This is a genomic window from Nostoc sp. ChiSLP03a (assembly GCF_034531215.2).
Classification (GTDB): domain Bacteria; phylum Cyanobacteriota; class Cyanobacteriia; order Cyanobacteriales; family Nostocaceae; genus Nostoc.
On the sequence record NZ_JAVRBQ020000077.1, the window covers coordinates 57083 to 75939 of the forward strand.

The 18857-nt window shown below is 38.0% G+C and carries 9 protein-coding genes; 1 reads left to right on the top strand and 8 read right to left on the bottom strand.

Annotated elements, in window-relative coordinates; genetic code table 11:
- Positions 1-120 precede the first annotated feature (120 nt).
- On the bottom strand, positions 121-504 hold the full coding sequence (locus RMY32_RS13215) for a nuclear transport factor 2 family protein (RefSeq protein ID WP_322714455.1): 384 nt from the start codon (positions 502-504) through the stop codon (positions 121-123).
- 505 nt (positions 505-1009) lie between these two features.
- Positions 1010-2260: a bifunctional sterol desaturase/short chain dehydrogenase gene (locus tag RMY32_RS13220; protein ID WP_322714456.1), complete on the bottom strand. Its 1251-nt coding sequence runs from the start codon at positions 2258-2260 to the stop codon at positions 1010-1012.
- 453 nt (positions 2261-2713) lie between these two features.
- On the opposite strand from RMY32_RS13220, the gene RMY32_RS13225 reads away from it, so the two are divergent.
- Positions 2714-3124 (top strand): hypothetical protein, encoded by a 411-nt coding sequence (locus RMY32_RS13225; protein WP_322714457.1) that lies wholly within the window; start codon positions 2714-2716, stop codon positions 3122-3124.
- Between the two features lie 10 nt (positions 3125-3134).
- Here the strand turns inward: RMY32_RS13225 and RMY32_RS13230 are convergent, their stop codons facing one another.
- The 6 genes from RMY32_RS13230 to RMY32_RS13255 form a co-directional block, all read right to left on the bottom strand.
- Entirely contained in the window at positions 3135-3815 is a 681-nt protein-coding gene (locus RMY32_RS13230; protein ID WP_322714458.1) for an SDR family oxidoreductase, read from the bottom strand.
- Between the two features lie 9 nt (positions 3816-3824).
- The gene (locus RMY32_RS13235; RefSeq protein WP_409882902.1) at positions 3825-3947 is read right to left on the bottom strand and encodes a hypothetical protein; all 123 of its coding nucleotides are present in this window, start codon (positions 3945-3947) and stop codon (positions 3825-3827) included.
- Positions 3948-4272: 325 nt separating this feature from the next.
- Positions 4273-6288 (bottom strand): ABC transporter ATP-binding protein/permease, encoded by a 2016-nt coding sequence (locus RMY32_RS13240; protein WP_322714459.1) that lies wholly within the window; start codon positions 6286-6288, stop codon positions 4273-4275.
- 225 nt (positions 6289-6513) lie between these two features.
- Positions 6514-7524, bottom strand: a complete 1011-nt coding sequence (locus RMY32_RS13245; protein WP_322714460.1) for a hydroxyacid dehydrogenase — start codon at positions 7522-7524, stop codon at positions 6514-6516.
- A gap of 11 nt (positions 7525-7535) precedes the next feature.
- Positions 7536-8333 (bottom strand): aspartate/glutamate racemase family protein, encoded by a 798-nt coding sequence (locus RMY32_RS13250; RefSeq protein WP_322714461.1) that lies wholly within the window; start codon positions 8331-8333, stop codon positions 7536-7538.
- 47 nt (positions 8334-8380) lie between these two features.
- Positions 8381-18829, bottom strand: coding sequence for a non-ribosomal peptide synthetase/type I polyketide synthase (locus RMY32_RS13255; RefSeq protein ID WP_322714462.1), 10449 nt, complete (start codon positions 18827-18829; stop codon positions 8381-8383).
- Positions 18830-18857 lie beyond the last annotated feature (28 nt).

Sequence of the window (18857 nt, forward strand, 5' to 3'; positions counted from 1 at the left end):
ACGCTTGGATTAAAAGCGGCTCATCAAATCCAAGGGCGTAACTTTCTGTACGGATACTTACTTCACCCCGGATACAGAAGAAGGTCGCCCTAGAAATGCCTGTTTGCTCTTTGCGCATGGTTAGGCCTTTGGGGTGGACGATGGAAGTGGACAGACTTCCATAGCTTGAATCAAGCCGTGTTCAAAGGTGAATCGATGACCCACGTGTTCATCGGCAAGAACTGCGTAAGCCTTGTCACGCACGACCTGATGCACATCGACCAAAATGCGCCCGCCCTCCTCCAAGTAAAAGGAAATCGGCTCGACGTGCGGATCGATCTCGCTCCATTGCTCTGTCCAGTAAGCGCGAACTTCTTCAGGCCCATGAACAAAACCGCCTTTGAACGCTCTCGGCCAAACCACGTCCGGAGTCATGAGGGCAAGGGCAGCGTCAATGTCTCGCGCGTTGAAAGCTGCGTAAGCCGCACGGAGCAGTTCGATTAGGAGTGCTTTTTGATCTGACATAAGAGGTATGGTGAACCAGATGCAGTAAGGACTAATAATTTATTGTACAGAGTTTAGCTAAAGCTTTTTTTATCGACACTATCATGCCTGATGTCAGGTTTATTTAGAGGATTTCCCGTTTTTAATTCTTCTGTTGTAAAGAAGGTTGTTTTATACAGCAGTTTTCATTTGCATAAAGTACAAAGTTATGGGTTTTGAGGCAGAAGGTAGCTCTTGCTGGAGGGAAGAGGTAGAAACTTTTTATATTTGATAAATAGTCCTGGATTTTGTACCTCACTTACTTGCAATCTGCTATATATAGTCTCCATTTTTGTATTTTTGAAGCAGTAGGTATTCGATACCGATACGGCTAAGGCTCTCACTTTCACTTTTGAGGGTTTGTAGTAAGCACTTTAGTGCTTAGAAAATAAGGACTAAAGTCCTTACTACAAACTTGCTTACCTCTCAATTGAAACTTGACATACTACTTGAAAATCATTCTTTTCGACTATTATTTGCGTAAGCCCTATTCACTTTTTGCTACCCGGCTGAAGACTCGATAGTATAGTGACGTACTCGTTTCCTTTAAGGGAAACAGCAGATAGGTGAGAGGATTTATTGCCACAATAATATTTCGGAAGTCACGCCGTGCCAAAAATAAGATCGCACGAGCAACTTGCTGTGCAGACATCACTCCATAAGGATTCAGTTGACTCTTAAACGGGCCAAGAATTAACTTGCGAATTACACAATCTCCATCCAACCGCTTGAGCGTAACAATATCTCCTAGCGCTCTTTTGCTGAGTTCATAAAGCGGACTCAGTGCTGGAGAAACCTCAGCCTCAGAAGTGTTTACCCAAATTTCCTTGGTTGCTTTTGCTTGTGGCCCTGTTACAGTTGTCAAAAATATATCTATCAACCGCAATGCTGAAAAGGTATTCACTTCATAAGAGGAATTGATAGCCTCCGATGTGCGGCTGGCGTAAACATTGACTCCATGATTGATAATTAAAATATCTACTTTCTCTAAACTATCCTTTAGATTAACTTCATTACCCAACTGCCAGGAAACCACCTTTACCCCAACTTGCTCTACTAATTTTTCTGGATTAGTGGTTAATGCCACGACTTTAGCATTATTCTTGACAAGTTCAGCCGCCAACGCTTGCCCCAACGCTCCTGATGCTCCAGTTAAAGCGATGGTTTTACCTTTGAGAGACAGTCCTGTACCCAGAATTTTATCAACTAAGGGAAAGACGCCACTGTAGTAGGCGTTAACATCATCAAAATGATGCCGCCAATGGTAAGACCGATTCACCCACCAAATGGATGGAATTGTCTCTAAAGGGCCGGGTAGGTGGTTGTAATCTGTATCAATTTTTCCTTGAAAATATCGCACAGACGCGCCATACAAGAAGGTGCAAGCGTAAGCTACTCCCAGCCATAACCCCATTTGCTGGACAATTAAAGCAACGACTACCAATACCACCAGCAGTAGAATCGACTCTAAAATGTCGTGATAAAGCTGCGATTCTTGATAAACTTTCAGAGAAACTATCGATAAATCGCGGCGATAAGCCATGTGGTGCTTGTTGTGCCATTTAGCAAGCCAATTGACTTGGTGACACAAAGCATGGTAGCTGTCTCTCAATATCTCAGCAAGTAAAAGTGAGAAGAGTGCCCAACTAGCAAACTGTAAGCTGGCATTTAGCCAAACCCAATTAATTTGTAAGCTTGTCTCAATTCCTATCAAGTTTTCAGCTAGCATTTTTATCATGTTTGTCTATACTCGTTTTTGTTAATCATTCTTCACGATCTGATAAAGGTGCGTTCAGGTCGAGTTTAGAGCAAATTCAAATCAAAGGGAATGGGGGGACAAGGGGACAAGGAGAAATAAGCAATGCCCAATTACGAATTAGTTACAGCGTATTCAGGTAAATCTGCCCCTGTACTTGCAGCCACATTTGCCAAATCTTGTTGAGAAGTCTATGAATATTCATAATTCACCTGACGATTTATAGCAAAGGTCAATCACTGGATCAAAATGTTGAATATGAGGATGAACTGGATTCTAATATTTTAGATAACATGGCACTGGCTGGAACAAAATTTGATTGGATGTTAAGCCGTTTGAGAAAAAATTAGATTTATTTCGATACTGATAAATAATATAATTGATAACTGTTTTAACAGTGCTGTCTGTTTGTCACATCTCCTCAATATCCACAATATGAATATCGACCGATTACATGAACTTAAGCAAAAACTGACGAATGACGCAGACTTGTCCGATATCTGGCTATTTTATATGGATCATTTTGCGGATTGGCCGGAATTCACTGACCTGGGTAAGCCTGCCGATAATGAATATCTAGATACTGTCCTCCAAAAAACTTGTCAGCAGATGTTTGGCAGGGCAATCAAGATTAGTGATTTTTTGTTGATCTACATAGCTCCGTATCATTTATTTCATGGAGCTTTCTTTCTTGAAGGACGTATTGGGGGTGTGATTTATTTCGAGGATATAAAAATTGGGTTAATTGCAGTTTCGGCAGATTATCCCCCTACCGATGCGGTTAAGTATTCACGTTTTACTGAGTTGATTCAACTGTCGGCACCGCAGGGCAACGATTACAATTGAGATTCAATCTTTAATGTATAGTCAAGGGAATCCCGTTATCTTTGGGTTTTAATTTGAGAATAAATGGCACAGCTTTCAATACCCAATCGGACACGGGTGTATAATTAGCAGCTTCTTCTCCAAAGCTAATAGAGAGCATATCTGTATGAATAATCCCTGGATTAAGGGGTATAGCTGCCATACCATTCGGCAATTCTTGTGCTAAAGAACGAGTTAATCCTTCGATTGCCCACTTAGAAGCACAGTATGGTGCAACTTGGGCTGAAGTCGAACGTCCCCAGCCAGAACTAAAGTTAACAATAATACCCCGTTTATTTTTCACCATTGCTGGTACGAAATGGCGAATTATATTCGCTACTCCTTTAATATTAATATCTATCAGATCGGAAAACTCTTCAGATGGTATTTCCCACAAAGGTGCTGGGTAATTAGTAATTGCCGCATTATTAATTACTATATCTGGCGGTGCATATTTTTGAAGTACGTCTTGGGTCCATTTTTCTACAAGCTGTTCATTTGCCACGTCTACAGATGTGAAATCATTGGGCGCACTAAACTTTTGGCGTATTTTATCGATAGCATCTGATGAACGGGCGCAACCAATAACAGTATGTCCTTGTTGAATAAAACCCTCGGTCATGGCATAACCTAGACCTTTGCTTATGCCTGTAATCAAGATGAGTTTAGTCATATTTTTCTGCTATTCCTGACAGCAAGAAATAATTCGTAGGAACAAATAACCACTACCTCGTGTTGTCAGGATAAATTCTGGATTATTGCGATCGGATTTTACCTTTGTCCGCTTTTCTAGAGATATGCACATCTATAGCAATCCTATTTGATTGCTGATTACTCGTAAAGATCGGGGACTGGGGACTGGAAAGATAGGAATAAAGGGTACTGAGTTTTTTCAGAAATCAAATATGAGTCCTATACCACACGAGGATCTGTATGAACCTTTGGTACAAAGCCCCATAATTATAACACTTCTAATTGCAAAAAATATTTCCCGAATGATTGTTAAAGATATAGAAACTGACTTCGAGTGTAAAAAAGAGTCCCGATTAACTGCATTCCGTTAGCTAGTACAACTTATTGAATCTTTTTGCGGAAATTGGCTATTGTAGTTTTTAGAAACTAAGTAGCTGCTAAACTTTAACCCATTTCAACACATCAGGATCTTTATCATAACGATAGGTAAAGCCGTCCCTAGTAGTGATAGACTCTCCTTTGCTTGCCTTACTTCTAATAGTTTTAATAGAGTAATCAGTTAATTCAGTAATTTCCTTATGAGAAAGCCCTTCTATGATAGATTTTTGAGTCAATATTCCTGATTGATTTTGGAACTCTTTATTAGGCGTAATTTCAGAATTTTGGGAATAATTATGAACAATTGTTTTTTGATCTCGGTAATCTTTGACAGTCAGAAGTTGCCAACTAAAATTTTGTGAAAGTTCCAGAACCCATTGATGATAATCAAATAGACTTTCTCTATGCCCAACGCTGATAAACGTTGTTTTCGTTTCTTGTAATTGTCTATATAAATTACCTTCGTTATTTAAATCTAAAGCACTTGTTGCTTCATCTAATATTGTGAAATGAGGATGAGTTACTAATAGGCGTGCGAAAGCAAGGCGTTGTTGTTCTCCTAGCGATAATATGTTTTCCCAAGGAACTTCTGTATCAAAGCCATCAACTCGATTTAACAAGTTTTGCAGGTTTACTTGTTGCAAAACAGCTTTAAGTTCCGCGTCAGTCATTTGACGAGTAGTTTTAGGATAAAGCAACTGTTCGCGCAGAGTTCCTAAGATGATGTAAGGACGTTGAGGTAAAAATAAAACTTCTTCTAGGGAAGGTCGCACCAAACGACCAGTGCCTGCATTCCACAAACCTGCGATCGCTCTTAATAAAGAACTTTTACCTCGACCACTCGGCCCAACAATCAATAAACCTTCTCCCGGCTGAACAGACAATGATAAGTCTTCAACGATTACCTGCTCGTAGTTGGGCGTTTGTAAGGTAACATCCTCAAAAGCCAGACGGTTTTCTTCTATTGTTTTAATAGTACTTACATTCTCTAGTTGTTTGGTAACAGCTTCTAAAGCATCTGAAAAATTAGCTAAACGCTCAACATAACTCGAAAATCGTCCAGAAGTTCCAAATTCATCTATTAATGTTGCCAGACCATTAGCAAACATACTGCAAGCTACAACTGCTTGGCTAACTTGTCCAAAATCAATTTCACCTCGAATATATACAGGTGCAAATATTAAAAACGGAAAAATTTGGATTACAGAGCGGTATCCTCTATTAAAAATATCTTTGTTTCTTTCCCAATTAATCTTGCTTTCAGAATTTTTCAAAAGATTATTGAATCTTCGCTGAATGATATTTAATTCTTGGTTTTCTCCCCGGAAGAAAGCTATAGATTCAGCATGATTACGAACATGAGTTAGGCTATATGTATAATCAGCTTTAGATTCAAGTTCTTCTTGAGTAATCTTATCTAATTCTTGACTCAAGTAAACAGCAATCAAATTGCCTATAATCGTATAAGTAAGTAGAAATGCAACAGCAAATTGGGAAATGGACCAAAGAATTATTAAAAAAGTCGTCATTTCCAGGATTTTTTCAAACAAAGTAGCTGAAAAATTGAGAGCAGTCCTGGCAATAGGTTCGATTTCTTGAGATAGACGTTGGTCTGGGTTATCAATATCGGAGCTAAAATTGATTTTATAATAGGCGCGATCGCTAAAATATTTTTCTAAAGTCTGCTGATTGAGCCATTGATACCAATTAAGGGCAATTTTTTTTCTGACAAATTTAGTAAATCCTGTTAAGAGCGTGATTAAGAGCAGTCCAAAGCCATAAAGTGATAACGTACTAAAAAACTTAGAAGTATCTTTATCTTGAATAATGATATCGACTAAATAACGATCGACAAAGCTATTAAAGGCAGTTACGCCCACAAGCCCAATTATTAATAAGATTAGGAGAATGAGCATCCCCCATGTTTTAATTACATCTGAAAATGCTCTTTGCCCTGGCTCTATTGGAAACCAGTAAGGCCTAGCGATCGCTTTTACATCCTCCCAAAATTGAGTAAAATTAGAAAGAAAAGAAGTATTTTTTGGAGGTTTATTAGAAATAACTTGAGCTTGCATATTAGACCTCTTACAAAAATAATTTTTAGTATGATAACTTATTGTAAAATTTTGTTTTTTGTCTCATTAACTATAGTAAAAAATAAAAAATTGCAGTATTAATTCTGATTATGTAAACAAAATTATCATATCACAAAATAATTTTGCTATATTTCTATAACTAGAAATATAGCAAAGCAATTCAATGATAAATCCCCAGCATTTATTTTGTTGTGGGATGAAAAATTACGAACTCCAAACTTCAGGATTGACAATGTAAGGCGGCTTCTCGCCTTGAAGCACTTGAAGTATTTGATTAGCTGCGGAAAGTGCAGCAGCCATACCAGCTTCAGGTGTCACTCCAGCCAAATGAGGGGACAAAATTATATTGTCAAACTCATATAAAGGATTATCAAGAGATGGAGGTTCTGGCTCAAACACATCAATTGCAGCCCCTGCTATCAACTTTTCGCGTATGGCTGTAACCAAATCTCGTTCGCGAACTACCTTTCCACGAGATGTATTGATCAAGAAAGCAGTAGGCTTCATCTTCTTGAAAGCTTCTAAAGCAAACATTTCATAAGTTTCATCAGTTAGTTCAGGATGCAAAGAGACAAAGTCAGATTCAGTAAGTAGGTAGTCTAAATCTTGTACTAAGGTTGCACCAACTGCTTCTGCTTTACTGATTGGGACATAAGGATCGTATGCTAAAACTCGCATCTGCAACCCTGTACTACAAATTTGAGCAACAGCACTACCAATCCTCCCCAAACCGACAATACCAAGGGTTTTTGCTTCGACTTGAATTGGTTGTACCTGATTACGAATTAAGTAGTTTCCTATTTTGACACACTGATTGAGAAAAGTAAGCTTTTTAGCAAGTGCTAAAATCATGGAAATCGTGTGTTCTGTAACAGCAGTTGTTGATAACCCAGGATTATTAACTACGACAATTCCCTGTTGTGTTGCAGCAGCAATCTCAATTGCATCAGTGCCAAATCCAGAGGTACTAATAACTTTTAAATTTTTTGCTAATCGAATCGCTTGGGCATCTAATTTAGTAGGATAACGGACAAATACACCAGATACGTCTTGAATAGCTTCATGAATTTGATGCTGCGTTGCTTCTTTGATAATCTCGATATTAGTGTATTCTTCTAAAAGCTTTTCACCTGTTTCGTGGTACATTCTCCCAATTAAAAGAACCTTGTGATTTTTAGTAGTTGCTGGGGAAGTTTGAGGAAAAATAGCTGTCATCTTAATTAACCTTAACTTGTTTGATACAAAGATGTTTTAGATTCAATAATTGATGAATGAAATTGCTGAGAAAATTTCATTCTTTCTGTCAGCAAACTAGAATTAGATGTGGCTGACTCTAATAGCTGAGGTAAATTTTCGGCAATGGTAGTTAAAGGGTCGATCGCTTGAATAGAATCAATGCCATTAAGCTTGAGATATTTGGCAAGGATATGAAATTCTGTACAACCAGAAATAAAGGAACGAGTATTATATTTATCTAACAACTTTTGAACATCTTCAAGAATTGTTAGTGGGTTTTGTCCTCGTTTTAGTACTTTAAAAATCATCTCATGAATCAAGTGATGATCTTTTTCATCTGGAGAAATAATTCGATTTGCAGCAGTACAGCCTCGATCGAACAATTTTTTCTTGTAAGTACCTGAACCTGCAAGTAAAAGTGCAGGTTCATCATGTTCTTGAAGTTGGCGATCGGCAATTTTAATTAAGGAGATTACTTTATTAGTTTGATGCTCTGGAAGATAAGCTAAAGCATAATGAGCGGTACAACAACCAATCACTATGCGGTCAACTAATTGATTAAGTTTTTCTAAATGTGTTTGCACAAAATCAATGAATTCTCTTTCCTTGCCGCTATGAACTGAAGTCGTGCGATCTGGTGCAGAGGGAAGTGAGAAAACAATAACGTTGGGTGCTTCTTGTTCGTTGTCGATATACTGGTTGTATTCATAAATGGTTTTCAGGAATTCAACAGTAACTACAGGCCCCATTCCGCCTAAAATTCCCAGCACTGGTAGTTTTTTATTCATAAACTTTCTCCAAAACAATGATTACTATGGTTTAGCTGTTTAGGTTACTAAAAACTAAAATCTGTAGCAAAAAGATTGTTATCTTCTTGAGTGGGTTTATCTGTGCGATCACACAGTTTTAATAATGGGGTATCGGGAAATTTTACTACTTCTTCTATAAGGCTTTCTAACAACTTGATAATCAATGAAATACGTTCGCTGGCAAATATATCTGTATTGTAGATTAACTTCAAATACAGTTCTGTTTCGTCCACAAAAATAAATTCCAGATCGAATTTAGCAGTAACAATTTCTTGCTCAATAGTGTTAACAGTAATTCCATCTATTGCTAAGTCTACATTTTGATTATTTTGCAGAACAACTACAATATCAAATAGAGGATTACGGCTAGGATCGCGTTGGAAATTTAAATCTGATACTAATTTATCAAAAGGATATTCTTGGTTATCATAAGCTTCTATTGTGGTCGTTTTCACTTTTGCAAGTAAACTAGCAAAACTATCATCTACTGCTATTCGATCGCGGAAAACTAAAGTATTAACAAAAAAACCTATTTGTTCTTCTAAATCAGGATGATTTCGTCCAGCGATGGGAGAACCTACTGTAATCTCATTTTGTTCGGTATAGCGAAAGAGAAAACTTTTAACTAAAGTTAGTAAGCCCATAAATAAACTGGCTTTTTGGGTCTTAATTAATAACTCAAAATCCTTGATTAATTCTTGATTTGGCTTCCAGATCGTCGCAGAGCCTGAGAAACTTTGCACTGCTGGTCGAATACGATCTAAAGGTAAATCAAGACGCGCCGGAGCAGGAGTTAATTTAGCCAACCAGTAATCACGTTGTGCTTGTAGTTTTGGTGTTTGCAACTGTTTGTCTTGCCACAAAGTATAGTCTTTATAATGAATTCTCAGAGGTGGCGGTAACTCTATATTCTGTTGCCCATAGGCATGATAATGTGCAAGAAAATCTTTAATTAAAACGCCTGCCGACCAACCATCTGAAATGATATGGTGCATATTAAACAGAACCATATAACTCTGTTGAGTGAGCTTTAATAAGTTAATCTTGAGTAAAGGCCCTGCTTCTAAATTAAAAGTAGTTTTGGCGTTATTACAAATAGCTTCAACAATGTTTTCTGCTTGTTTTTCATCTTCAGTTAAGTCTATTTTTTTAACAGCAAAATCCATTTGTTCGTGTACGATTTGATGTGGTTCATTATTTATTAAATTAAATGTAGTACGCAAAGTTTCATGACGTTGAATCAGATATTGAAAAGCATTTTCAAATGCAGAAATATTTAAATTACCATTGAATTGATAAGCACTGGGCATTCCGTAAGCATTATGATTGCGATCGAGGAATTCTAAAGCCCAAAGACGGCGTTGCCCATGAGACATGGGATAAGATTGTTGCTGAGTTATTGCTGGTATGGGTTCTTGATAGTTAGATTTAGTTTTAGATATTAAAGCTGCTAATCCAACAATTGTGGGAGCTTTAAAGAAGTCAGCTAATTTGACCAACACATTTAATTCTTTGTGAACGTGAGTGACTACTCTTGAAAGTAGCAGGGAGTGTCCACCAATTTCAAAAAAGTTATCAAAAATTCCGATAGGATGTTTAGTGAGAATTCTTTCCCAAATATGGACTAGCTTTGATTCTAAAGTATTACGCGGTGCAGTATAAGCTACTTGTGTTAATTTATCTGTTGGCTTGAGAGCAACGAGCGATCGCAAGTCAAGTTTGCCATGTTTAGTTAAAAGAAATTGCTTGAAGAAGATAAAGGAAGTCGGAATCATGTAAACTGGCAAAAATTGAGATAAAAATTCTCTAATTTCAGAAATTTTTATCTCTTTACCAGTTTGACAATAGGCAGATAATTGAATTTGATGATTTACCTCTACAGGTAACACAATTGCTCTTTCTATTTGGGCGTAGCGGCTAAGTTGGTATTCAATCTCGCCTGGATTTATCCGATAGCCATTGACCTTAACTTGATTATCTTTTCGCCCCATAAATTCAATCACACCTGGGGCAATTTGTTTACCTAAATCTCCTGTTCTAAAAAGAATTTTTTCGGAATTTAGAAAGCTAGGTTGAAATTTTTCTTTGGTGATTTGGGGAAGATTGCGATAACCAACTGCTAATGCTGCACCTTCTACGCAAATTTCACCTATTATATGCAGAGGTACAGGGTTATTGAATTCATCCAGGACAAATAATCGATTGTTATGGAAAACCTGACCAAGAGGTACGTCTGTATTTAAATTTTCGTCTATTGTATATTGAGAGACTCCTACACAAGTTTCTGTGGAACCGTAGACATTACTAATAATTTCAGATGAGAAGTGTTTTCGTAAAGCGATCGCAGTTTCTCGGTCTAATTTTTCTCCGCCGCAAGAGATATATTTTAAGCTGGGGATAGTTTCTTCAGGTTCGAGTACAGCTAAAATTTCTCGATAAATAGATGGCGTTGTGTGCAGTGCATTGATTTGGTTTTCTTGTAAAAAGTAAACTAAATGCCCTATATGCTGTACTTCGTACATATATAAAGCAGCACCGATGGTTAAAGGTAGGAAAATATTGCGAAAAGATGGGTCGTGGGTGATAGGTGCAGTAAAGATATAACGCCATTCAGGATGTTTATCTAAGTCAAATGTCAGTCGTAAGCTCCGAATCACATTCAAAATAGAAATGTGACGACCCATGACTCCTTTAGGGTTTCCTGTGGAGCCAGAAGTGTATAAAATATAGGCAACTTGGTTAGTGTCTGGTTTGAAATTAGGCTCAGTGTTATCAAAATATGCCAAAATATTGTCGATTTTATCTAAGCAGATTGCTTCGATTTCTTGGGGGAATTGGGAGACAAAATTACTTTCGGTGAGACAGAGATTACAGCCACTATCTTTTAAAATAAAATCGATACGATTTCTAGGATATTGGGGGTCTATCGGTACATATATTACTCCAGTTTTGAAAGTAGCAAGGATGGCGATAATTAAGTTTTGATTGCGTCCGATCGCTAGTGCGATCGCTTTTCCGTAACCAATGTGATACTTATCATGTAAGTAATTCGTTAAACGATTTACCTTCTCATTTAATTCTCTATATGTTAAAATCGATTCCCCAACTATTAATGCAGGTGCATTGGGTGTAGATTTAACTCGAACAATAAAGTCATCAATGATTGTAGAATTTTGGGGTAATTCTATTGTTTCTCCTGTTAATTCTGTCAATAATTGTTCTTGTTGCACTTGTGTTAATAAAGGCAACTCAGAAAGCAAATTATTAGCATTTTTAATTACCCCCTGCATCAAAATTTCAAAACTTTCTAGAAACTGGTTGATAGTTTCTGGTTTAAACAGTTCTGTATTGTAGTTGCAGTAGATAATAAGTGCGTCATTGACTTCGATGAAATTAAAGCCTAAATCGAAAGGAGTATAGCCAATTGGTTCTGCTGGTAGCGATACTTTCAGTCCTTCAAATTCAGGTAAAGTTAATTTTGGGTCTAGATTGAAAGAAACTGAAATCAGAGGAGAACGAGAAAAATCCCGTTGCAATTGTAAGGCTGCTAATAATTCTTCTAAGGCGTGACTTTGGTGTTTAAAAGCGGCTATGAGTGTTTCTTTGGTATGACGGAGATGTGCAACAAAAGAAGCAGTGACATCTGTCTGGATGCGAATCGGTAAAAATTGCGAACAAAAGCCAACTAATTTTTCGCTTCCTTCAAATTGTCGTCCCGAAATCGGTATACCAATTACTAAATCATCATAACCGGAAATTCGACGCAGAAAAGCTGTGTAAGCAGCGAACATTGTCATAAATAATGTCGCTTGGTTTTTGCGTCCTACAGTCTGCAAATTTTGCCACAATTGAGGAGCAATAATTTTACTTTCTCTACCGCCTGTGTAAGTTTTGACAGCAGGACGGGGAAAGTCTGTAGGAAGCTCAAATACGGGGATTTCTCCCTCATAAGTTTTCAACCAAAAATCACGATGCTCTTGCATTTGTGGGCTTTGCGCTTCTTGCTGTCGCAAAGCTAAATATTGGCGAAATTGCATTGGTGGCGTTAAAGAGTCTGTAGCAACGCCAATTTTTGCTGAATAAAGATTGCCGATTTCATTCAAAATTAGCCCTAATGACCAACCATCTGCAACAATATGATGAGTTTTTAAAGTTAGCAGATAATGTTCGGGTGCAAAACGCATCAGCACAGCCGCAAATAAAGGAGCAACACCCAAGTCAAAAGGCTTTTGAGATAACTCAGTTCTTAATACTAAAGCAGTTGCTTCGGGATTATCTTCATCCATCAAATTGATTAACGGTAGGTCAATTTTGACACTACTGACAACTTCCTGTAGTTCGCCTTGTTCTAATATTTGGGTTCGTAACGCTTCATGACGATTGACTACTTCATTAATCGCTTGCTGTAAGTATGATATATCTAAAGAACCACGCAATTCTAAGGAAGTAGTAACATTATATGATGCTGAAGCGGTTGTATCTAATTCTGCCAATAGCCAAAGCTGACGTTGCGCTTCACTGGTAGGAAATTTCTGGTTTAAATTTTTCCTACCATCTTCATCATCAGAGCGATCGCTTGCTTCTCTTTTCTTTGCTTGGGGTGGTTTGGCATTTTCAAAAAAACTTGCTTGTTGAAGTTCTATAATCGCTTCTTTGACAGCAGCAACTACTTTGTCTATATCTTTATTAGTATGATTAGTTGAGAGAAAACAAACTCGTTTTTCCCATGTATACACACCTTTAAGATTTAGCAAGTAGTAAAAGAGTGGTAATTCAATAGGTTGTAGGAAAATACTATAAGCACCAAAAGATTCAAAGCGAAACAAAGAGCCAAAATGAACAATGCGGATAGGAATTCCTATTTCTTGAAAGAACTGATTAACTTCAGTAGCTAATCGATTAGTTAATTGATTTACTCTTTCTTGAAGCGTTGCACCTTGTTTGCGTAAATGTAAAAGTACTGCACGACAAGCAGCCAAAGCCAAGGGATGACGGCAAAAAGTACCACCATAAGCAGTTAATTCTGTTTGCGGATGGGAATTATCCCCATAACTCCAGAAACCGCCATCAATTGTATCTAATAAATCTGCTTTCCCACAGATCGTACTGATAGGCAAACCACCACCAATTGCCTTACCATAAACTACTATATCCGCTTCAACATCAAACCATTCCTGCGCTCCTCCTGGAGTAATGCGAAATCCAGTAATAATTTCATCAAAAATTAGGGTAATTTCTTTTTGTTGAGTCAATTTTCGTAATTTTTGCAGAAATTCTTTAGGTTGTAAATCGGGTTTACGGCTTTGCACAGGTTCTACTAAAACTGCTGCTAAATTATCAGCTTGAGCAGCAATTATTTCTAGACTTTCTTCGGCTCCATAAGTAAGAACTATGACATCTTCAACCATTCCTGATGGTGTCCCAAGACTCAATGGTTGAGCTGTTCCCGCTTCTTCTCCAGTGCGCGCTAAAATGCCATCAAAAGTACCGTGATAAGAACCAGCAAAAATTACAATTTTTTGGCGTTTTGTTCGAGAACGAGCAACACGAACTGCTGCCATAATCGCTTCTGTACCAGTATTACTAAAAGCGACTCGCTCCACACCTGTCATCTCACAAATTAAAGCAGCTGTTTCTGCCGCAATATTAGACTGCATTCCTAATCCAATTCCGTGTTGCATTTGTTGCTGAATTGCTGACAACACAAAATCAGGACTATGCCCAAAAAAGTTAACACCAAACCCCATTGCTAAGTCGATGTAATCATTGCCATCAATATCACGAAAATATGCTCCTTGGGCTGATTCTGAAACAATGGGATACTGAAATTCTTTTAAAGCCATACGGAAGTCAATGGTAGGTTTAACATCAACCATTGTCTTGCGGCTATTTTGCGAATATGCCTTGGATTTCGCTGTTTTTTGGTTATAAATAATTTCTAACTTTTGGATAAAAGCTTGCTGTTTGTCTGTGAAAGATTTATTCTCTGCTAGCTTTAAAGCTAGTGGGTTTAAATTTGGAGAATTAATTTTTTGGCTAGGAGTTACAGTTTCTATTTTGCTTGTTTTAGGAGTAGGTGCAGTTTCTGTCTGACTAAACAAAACTTCTGATGTATTGCTCGGTGCAACAGATACAGATTGCAGTATTTCTAACTGCTTGATAATAGTTTTTTCATGTATATCTTTGAGTTCTTTCAAAGATTGCAATTGAGCCATCATCAAAGCTTCTTTGCCAGAGGTTGGTGTTGATACAGCTACTGTTTTTGCTTGGTTATCAATAGCACTTTCAGCAGAGATGGAAGCGATAATTAACTCTTGTCCATTATAGATGCTGATATTATTCTGTTTAGAAAAACTATCCGCAGTAGCAAAACCACAGCGTTTTAAAACAGCACACCAACTTTCTCCACTCAACAATGGAGTATCCAAACGTAAATCTTTGTCTTGAAAACGCCACCATCCGGGTGTGAGTCCAAAGGTTAAATCAAGCCATGAATTATTTTCTACTGTTTCTAGCAGTACCAAGTAACCACCAGGTATTAGTAGTTCTCGGATATTATTTAGTGTTTCTGTAAGATTTCGGGTGCTATGAAGCACATTAGCAGCAACAACTATCTGATAAGAATGTGCTGTTAACCCTTGAGAAACTGGTGATTTCTCAATATCTAATTGATGAAAGTTGAGATTATCTCTATGTTTAAATTTTTGTCGGGCTTTATTGAGTAGAACAGGAGAAAGTTCAGTAAAAGAATAATTAGCATCATTGAGATTTAAATTATTAATAATTGCTTCCGAAGTCGCTCCTGTACCACCTCCCACTTCGATAATTTGGTAAGGGCGATCGCTACTAGAAAAACTCTCTAAAATTGAGTTAATTGCTTGGGCTACTCGTTGATTCATTAAACGAGATACCGGAGAATTTCCATATATACTTTCTGCATGAATTACTGAACCTGCTGGAAAAATTAACTCTAAAGGATCTATATTTCCTTTCAAGACTTCTGCCAAATTTTCTCCGCAGCGTTGCAGCATTTCCAACTCAGGTTTTGTTGCTGCACAAGTTGTTTGCAGATTTTCTATCGCTTCAAGTAAAGAAAAAGGCGTAGGCAGTTTTTGTACTATCCATACATCACCTTGATTTTGAATAATTCCCGCTTGCTCTAAAGTTTTTAAATAACGAGTGACTAAAAGATGATATTTTGGAGCAATGGGTAAGGTTTGTAATAAGTTTTCTGTCGTCCAAGTTTCTGCTATATTTAGTCTCTTATCTAATACTTCTAAAGCTTTCAAGATATAGGCAACAGCAATCGGTTGTAATTGGGAAATCACCCAGAGATAATTATTTAATTCTGATTCAGAATTAGATACTCGATCTGAGGTTTTAGTGAAAATATTATTTACTCCTATTTCATCATATGTATCTGAGGATTCCTGTTTAATATAATTAGATAGATAAATAGCTATATCTGCAATTGTTTGTAAATCGGTAAATAATCGATCTATCTTGACCTTGACGCTAAATTTTTCCTCAATTTTGCGAGCAAAGTCAGTCAAAATAATCGAATCTGCTCCTAGATCTAATAAAGTTTCATCATCTCTGATGTCATTTTCATCTTCTTTGAGTAGCACAGCCAAGATAGACTTTAACCGATTGCCGATTTCTTGCTGATGTTTCTGAATATTTGAAATTTTTGCTACAGTCATCTTAGTCTCCATTAGCTCTCTTTCTAAAGGTACTTCTCTGATTGGACTTGATTCGACTAAAACAGCAGATTGAAATTGAAAACTTTTTCTTTGAAAAGGATAGTTTGGTAATTGAATATTCCTGTAGCCGTAATCTTCATTGAATTTTTCAGCGTGAAAATTTACACCATTAATGTAGAGTTGGGCTAGTGTTGATAACATCGTCTGCCAGTTATCCAAATTTCTATTCAGAGAACTAAGCCAGATAGCTTCATCGTTATAACGGCAACCTTGTTCTGCAAGTATTGGTCTTGGCCCCACTTCTAAAAACAGGTTGTAACCTTTGTTTAATGCTGTAATTAGACTCTGCAAAAATTGCACGGGTTGGCGGCATTGTTGTCTCCAATAACTTGCATCAGGCGCACTTGCTAAAGGTTGTCCGTCAATTCCTGAAAGTAGTATAATTTTGGGATGATGATAAGAAATATCACGAGCAGCAGTTTCAAATTCATCTAAAACCGACTCTATTAATGGAGAATGAAAAGCTCCGCTTATTGATAATAATTGAATTGATATTTTTTGGTTTTTACAGTTAGCGACAATCTCATCAATGCTATGACTTTCTCCGGAAATGACAATTTGTTGAGGATGATTAATAGCCGCAATTGAAACTGTATTACTATAGTTTTGGATTAGAGAAAATACCGTAGCTTCATCTGCAAAAACTGAAGCCATTTTTCCGATAGTGGCAGTTTGCATTAATTGTCCGCGTTTCACAATTAATTCTAGACCTGCTTCTAAACTAAATACTCCTGCAATACAAGCTGCGACATATTCACCTACGCTATGGCCAATTAGTAAACTAGGTTTGATTCCCCAAGATTGCCACAACATGGCAAGTGAATATTCGAGAGCAAATATAGCTGGTTGAGCATATGCAGTTTGATTGAGTAAATTTGTGCGATCGCCAAACAATATTTCTGGTAATGGAAGCTCTAAATAATTTCCTAAAATGTCTGCACATCGATCGATATATTTGCGAAATGTAGGTTGGGTTTGGTAAAGTTGATGACCCATACCTGCATAACAAGCTCCTTGACCAGTGAAAAGAAAGGATATTTTCGGCTGTTTTTCTCCAGAGAAACGTTGATAAAAAGTCCCATGCTCAATATTTTTTTCGTCAGCAAAAGTCGCTAATCTTTGTTGCAACTCTGGCAATGTATCTGCAACGATCGCTAAACGTTCGGGTAAAGGCGATCTACCCATTGCCGCACTATGACAGATATCTCCAATTTCTGGATGAGACTCTAAGCGGTTGTGAAAACGTCGTGCTAATTCTTTTAAAGCTGTTTCGCTATGAGCAGAAATCGTCAACAGATGACTAGGACGTTGCAATTTAATTTCTGGTATGTTTGCAGCAGGCGCTTGTTCGATAATTACATGAGCATTCGTTCCAGAAAAACCGAAGGAACTGACACCAGCAATGCGGACTTGGCCATTGTTCGACCAGGGTATGGTTTGACTAGGAATTTCGATCGGGTATCCTTGCCAATTAATCAGAGGATTAGGTTCTTGGAAGTGGAGATGAGGCGGGATCTCACCATGTTGAAGGGCAAGAATTGTCTTGATTGTGCCTGCTATCCCTGCGGCGGCTTCGAGATGTCCGATATTAGTCTTAACTGAACCGACGTAAAGTGGTTGCGATCGCTCTCCATAAACAGCGGCGATCGCATTCATCTCAATCGGATCGCCTAAAGAGGTTCCCGTACCATGTGCCTCTATATACCCAATTTCCTGGGGTTTGACTCTGGCATCAGCTAAGGCTTGACGAAGTAAATCTTGTTGGGCGGGGCCGCTAGGAACTGTTAACCCGGCGGCTGCACCGTTATGATTGACCGCAGACCCCCGCAATAATGCGAGAATGCGATCGCCATTTTTTTCAGCCACAGATAAGCGTTTCAGTACTAAAACCCCGCATCCTTCGCCGCGCACATATCCATTTGCAGCTGCATCAAAAGTCTTACAACGACCATCGGGAGACATCATCCCCGACTGGGAAAGGTTAATTGTAATTGCCGGATCTAAGATGAGATTTACCCCAGCTACCAAAGCTAATTCGCATTCGTAATTTCTTAGACTACGAATGGCTTGGTGAAGTGCAACCAGTGAAGAAGCACAGGCTGCATCAATAGACATGCAAGGGCCGCGCAGGTTGAGAAAATAAGATAACCTACCTGCTGCTGCACTCAGGGCGTTTCCCGTACCAAAAAAAGAATCGATTTCATCATAGTTGCTTTTGTAGACTGTCATCGCGTGGTCAATACTAGTGATGCCGACAAACACACCCACGCGATCGCCTGCTAAATTAGTTGGTGGTAAATTGGCATTTTCTAAAGCTTCCCACGTTACCTTAAGTAGTAACCTTTGTTGAGGGTCCATTGAAGTTGCTTCGCGGGAAGATATGGAGAAGAAACGAGCATCAAATTCTGTAATATCCTCTTGCAAAAATCCCCCATAACGAGTGTTCATTTTGCCGGGAGTTGGTTCTTGAGTATAAAATTTCGCGATATCCCAACGGCTTTGAGGAACTTCTACAATTGCATCAAGTCCAGCTTTACAAAAATGCCAATAAGCTTCAGGAGAATTTATCCCTCCAGGGAAACGACAACCCATTCCAATCACAGCAATTGGCTCACTTTGTCTAGTTTCTAATTCGGTAATGCGAGCCTGCATTGCCTCCATTTTTGTTAAGGTTGTGGCTATTAATTTTTTATAATCTGTATTTTGAACCATACTTTTGTCCGCGAGTTTTCTATTTTCT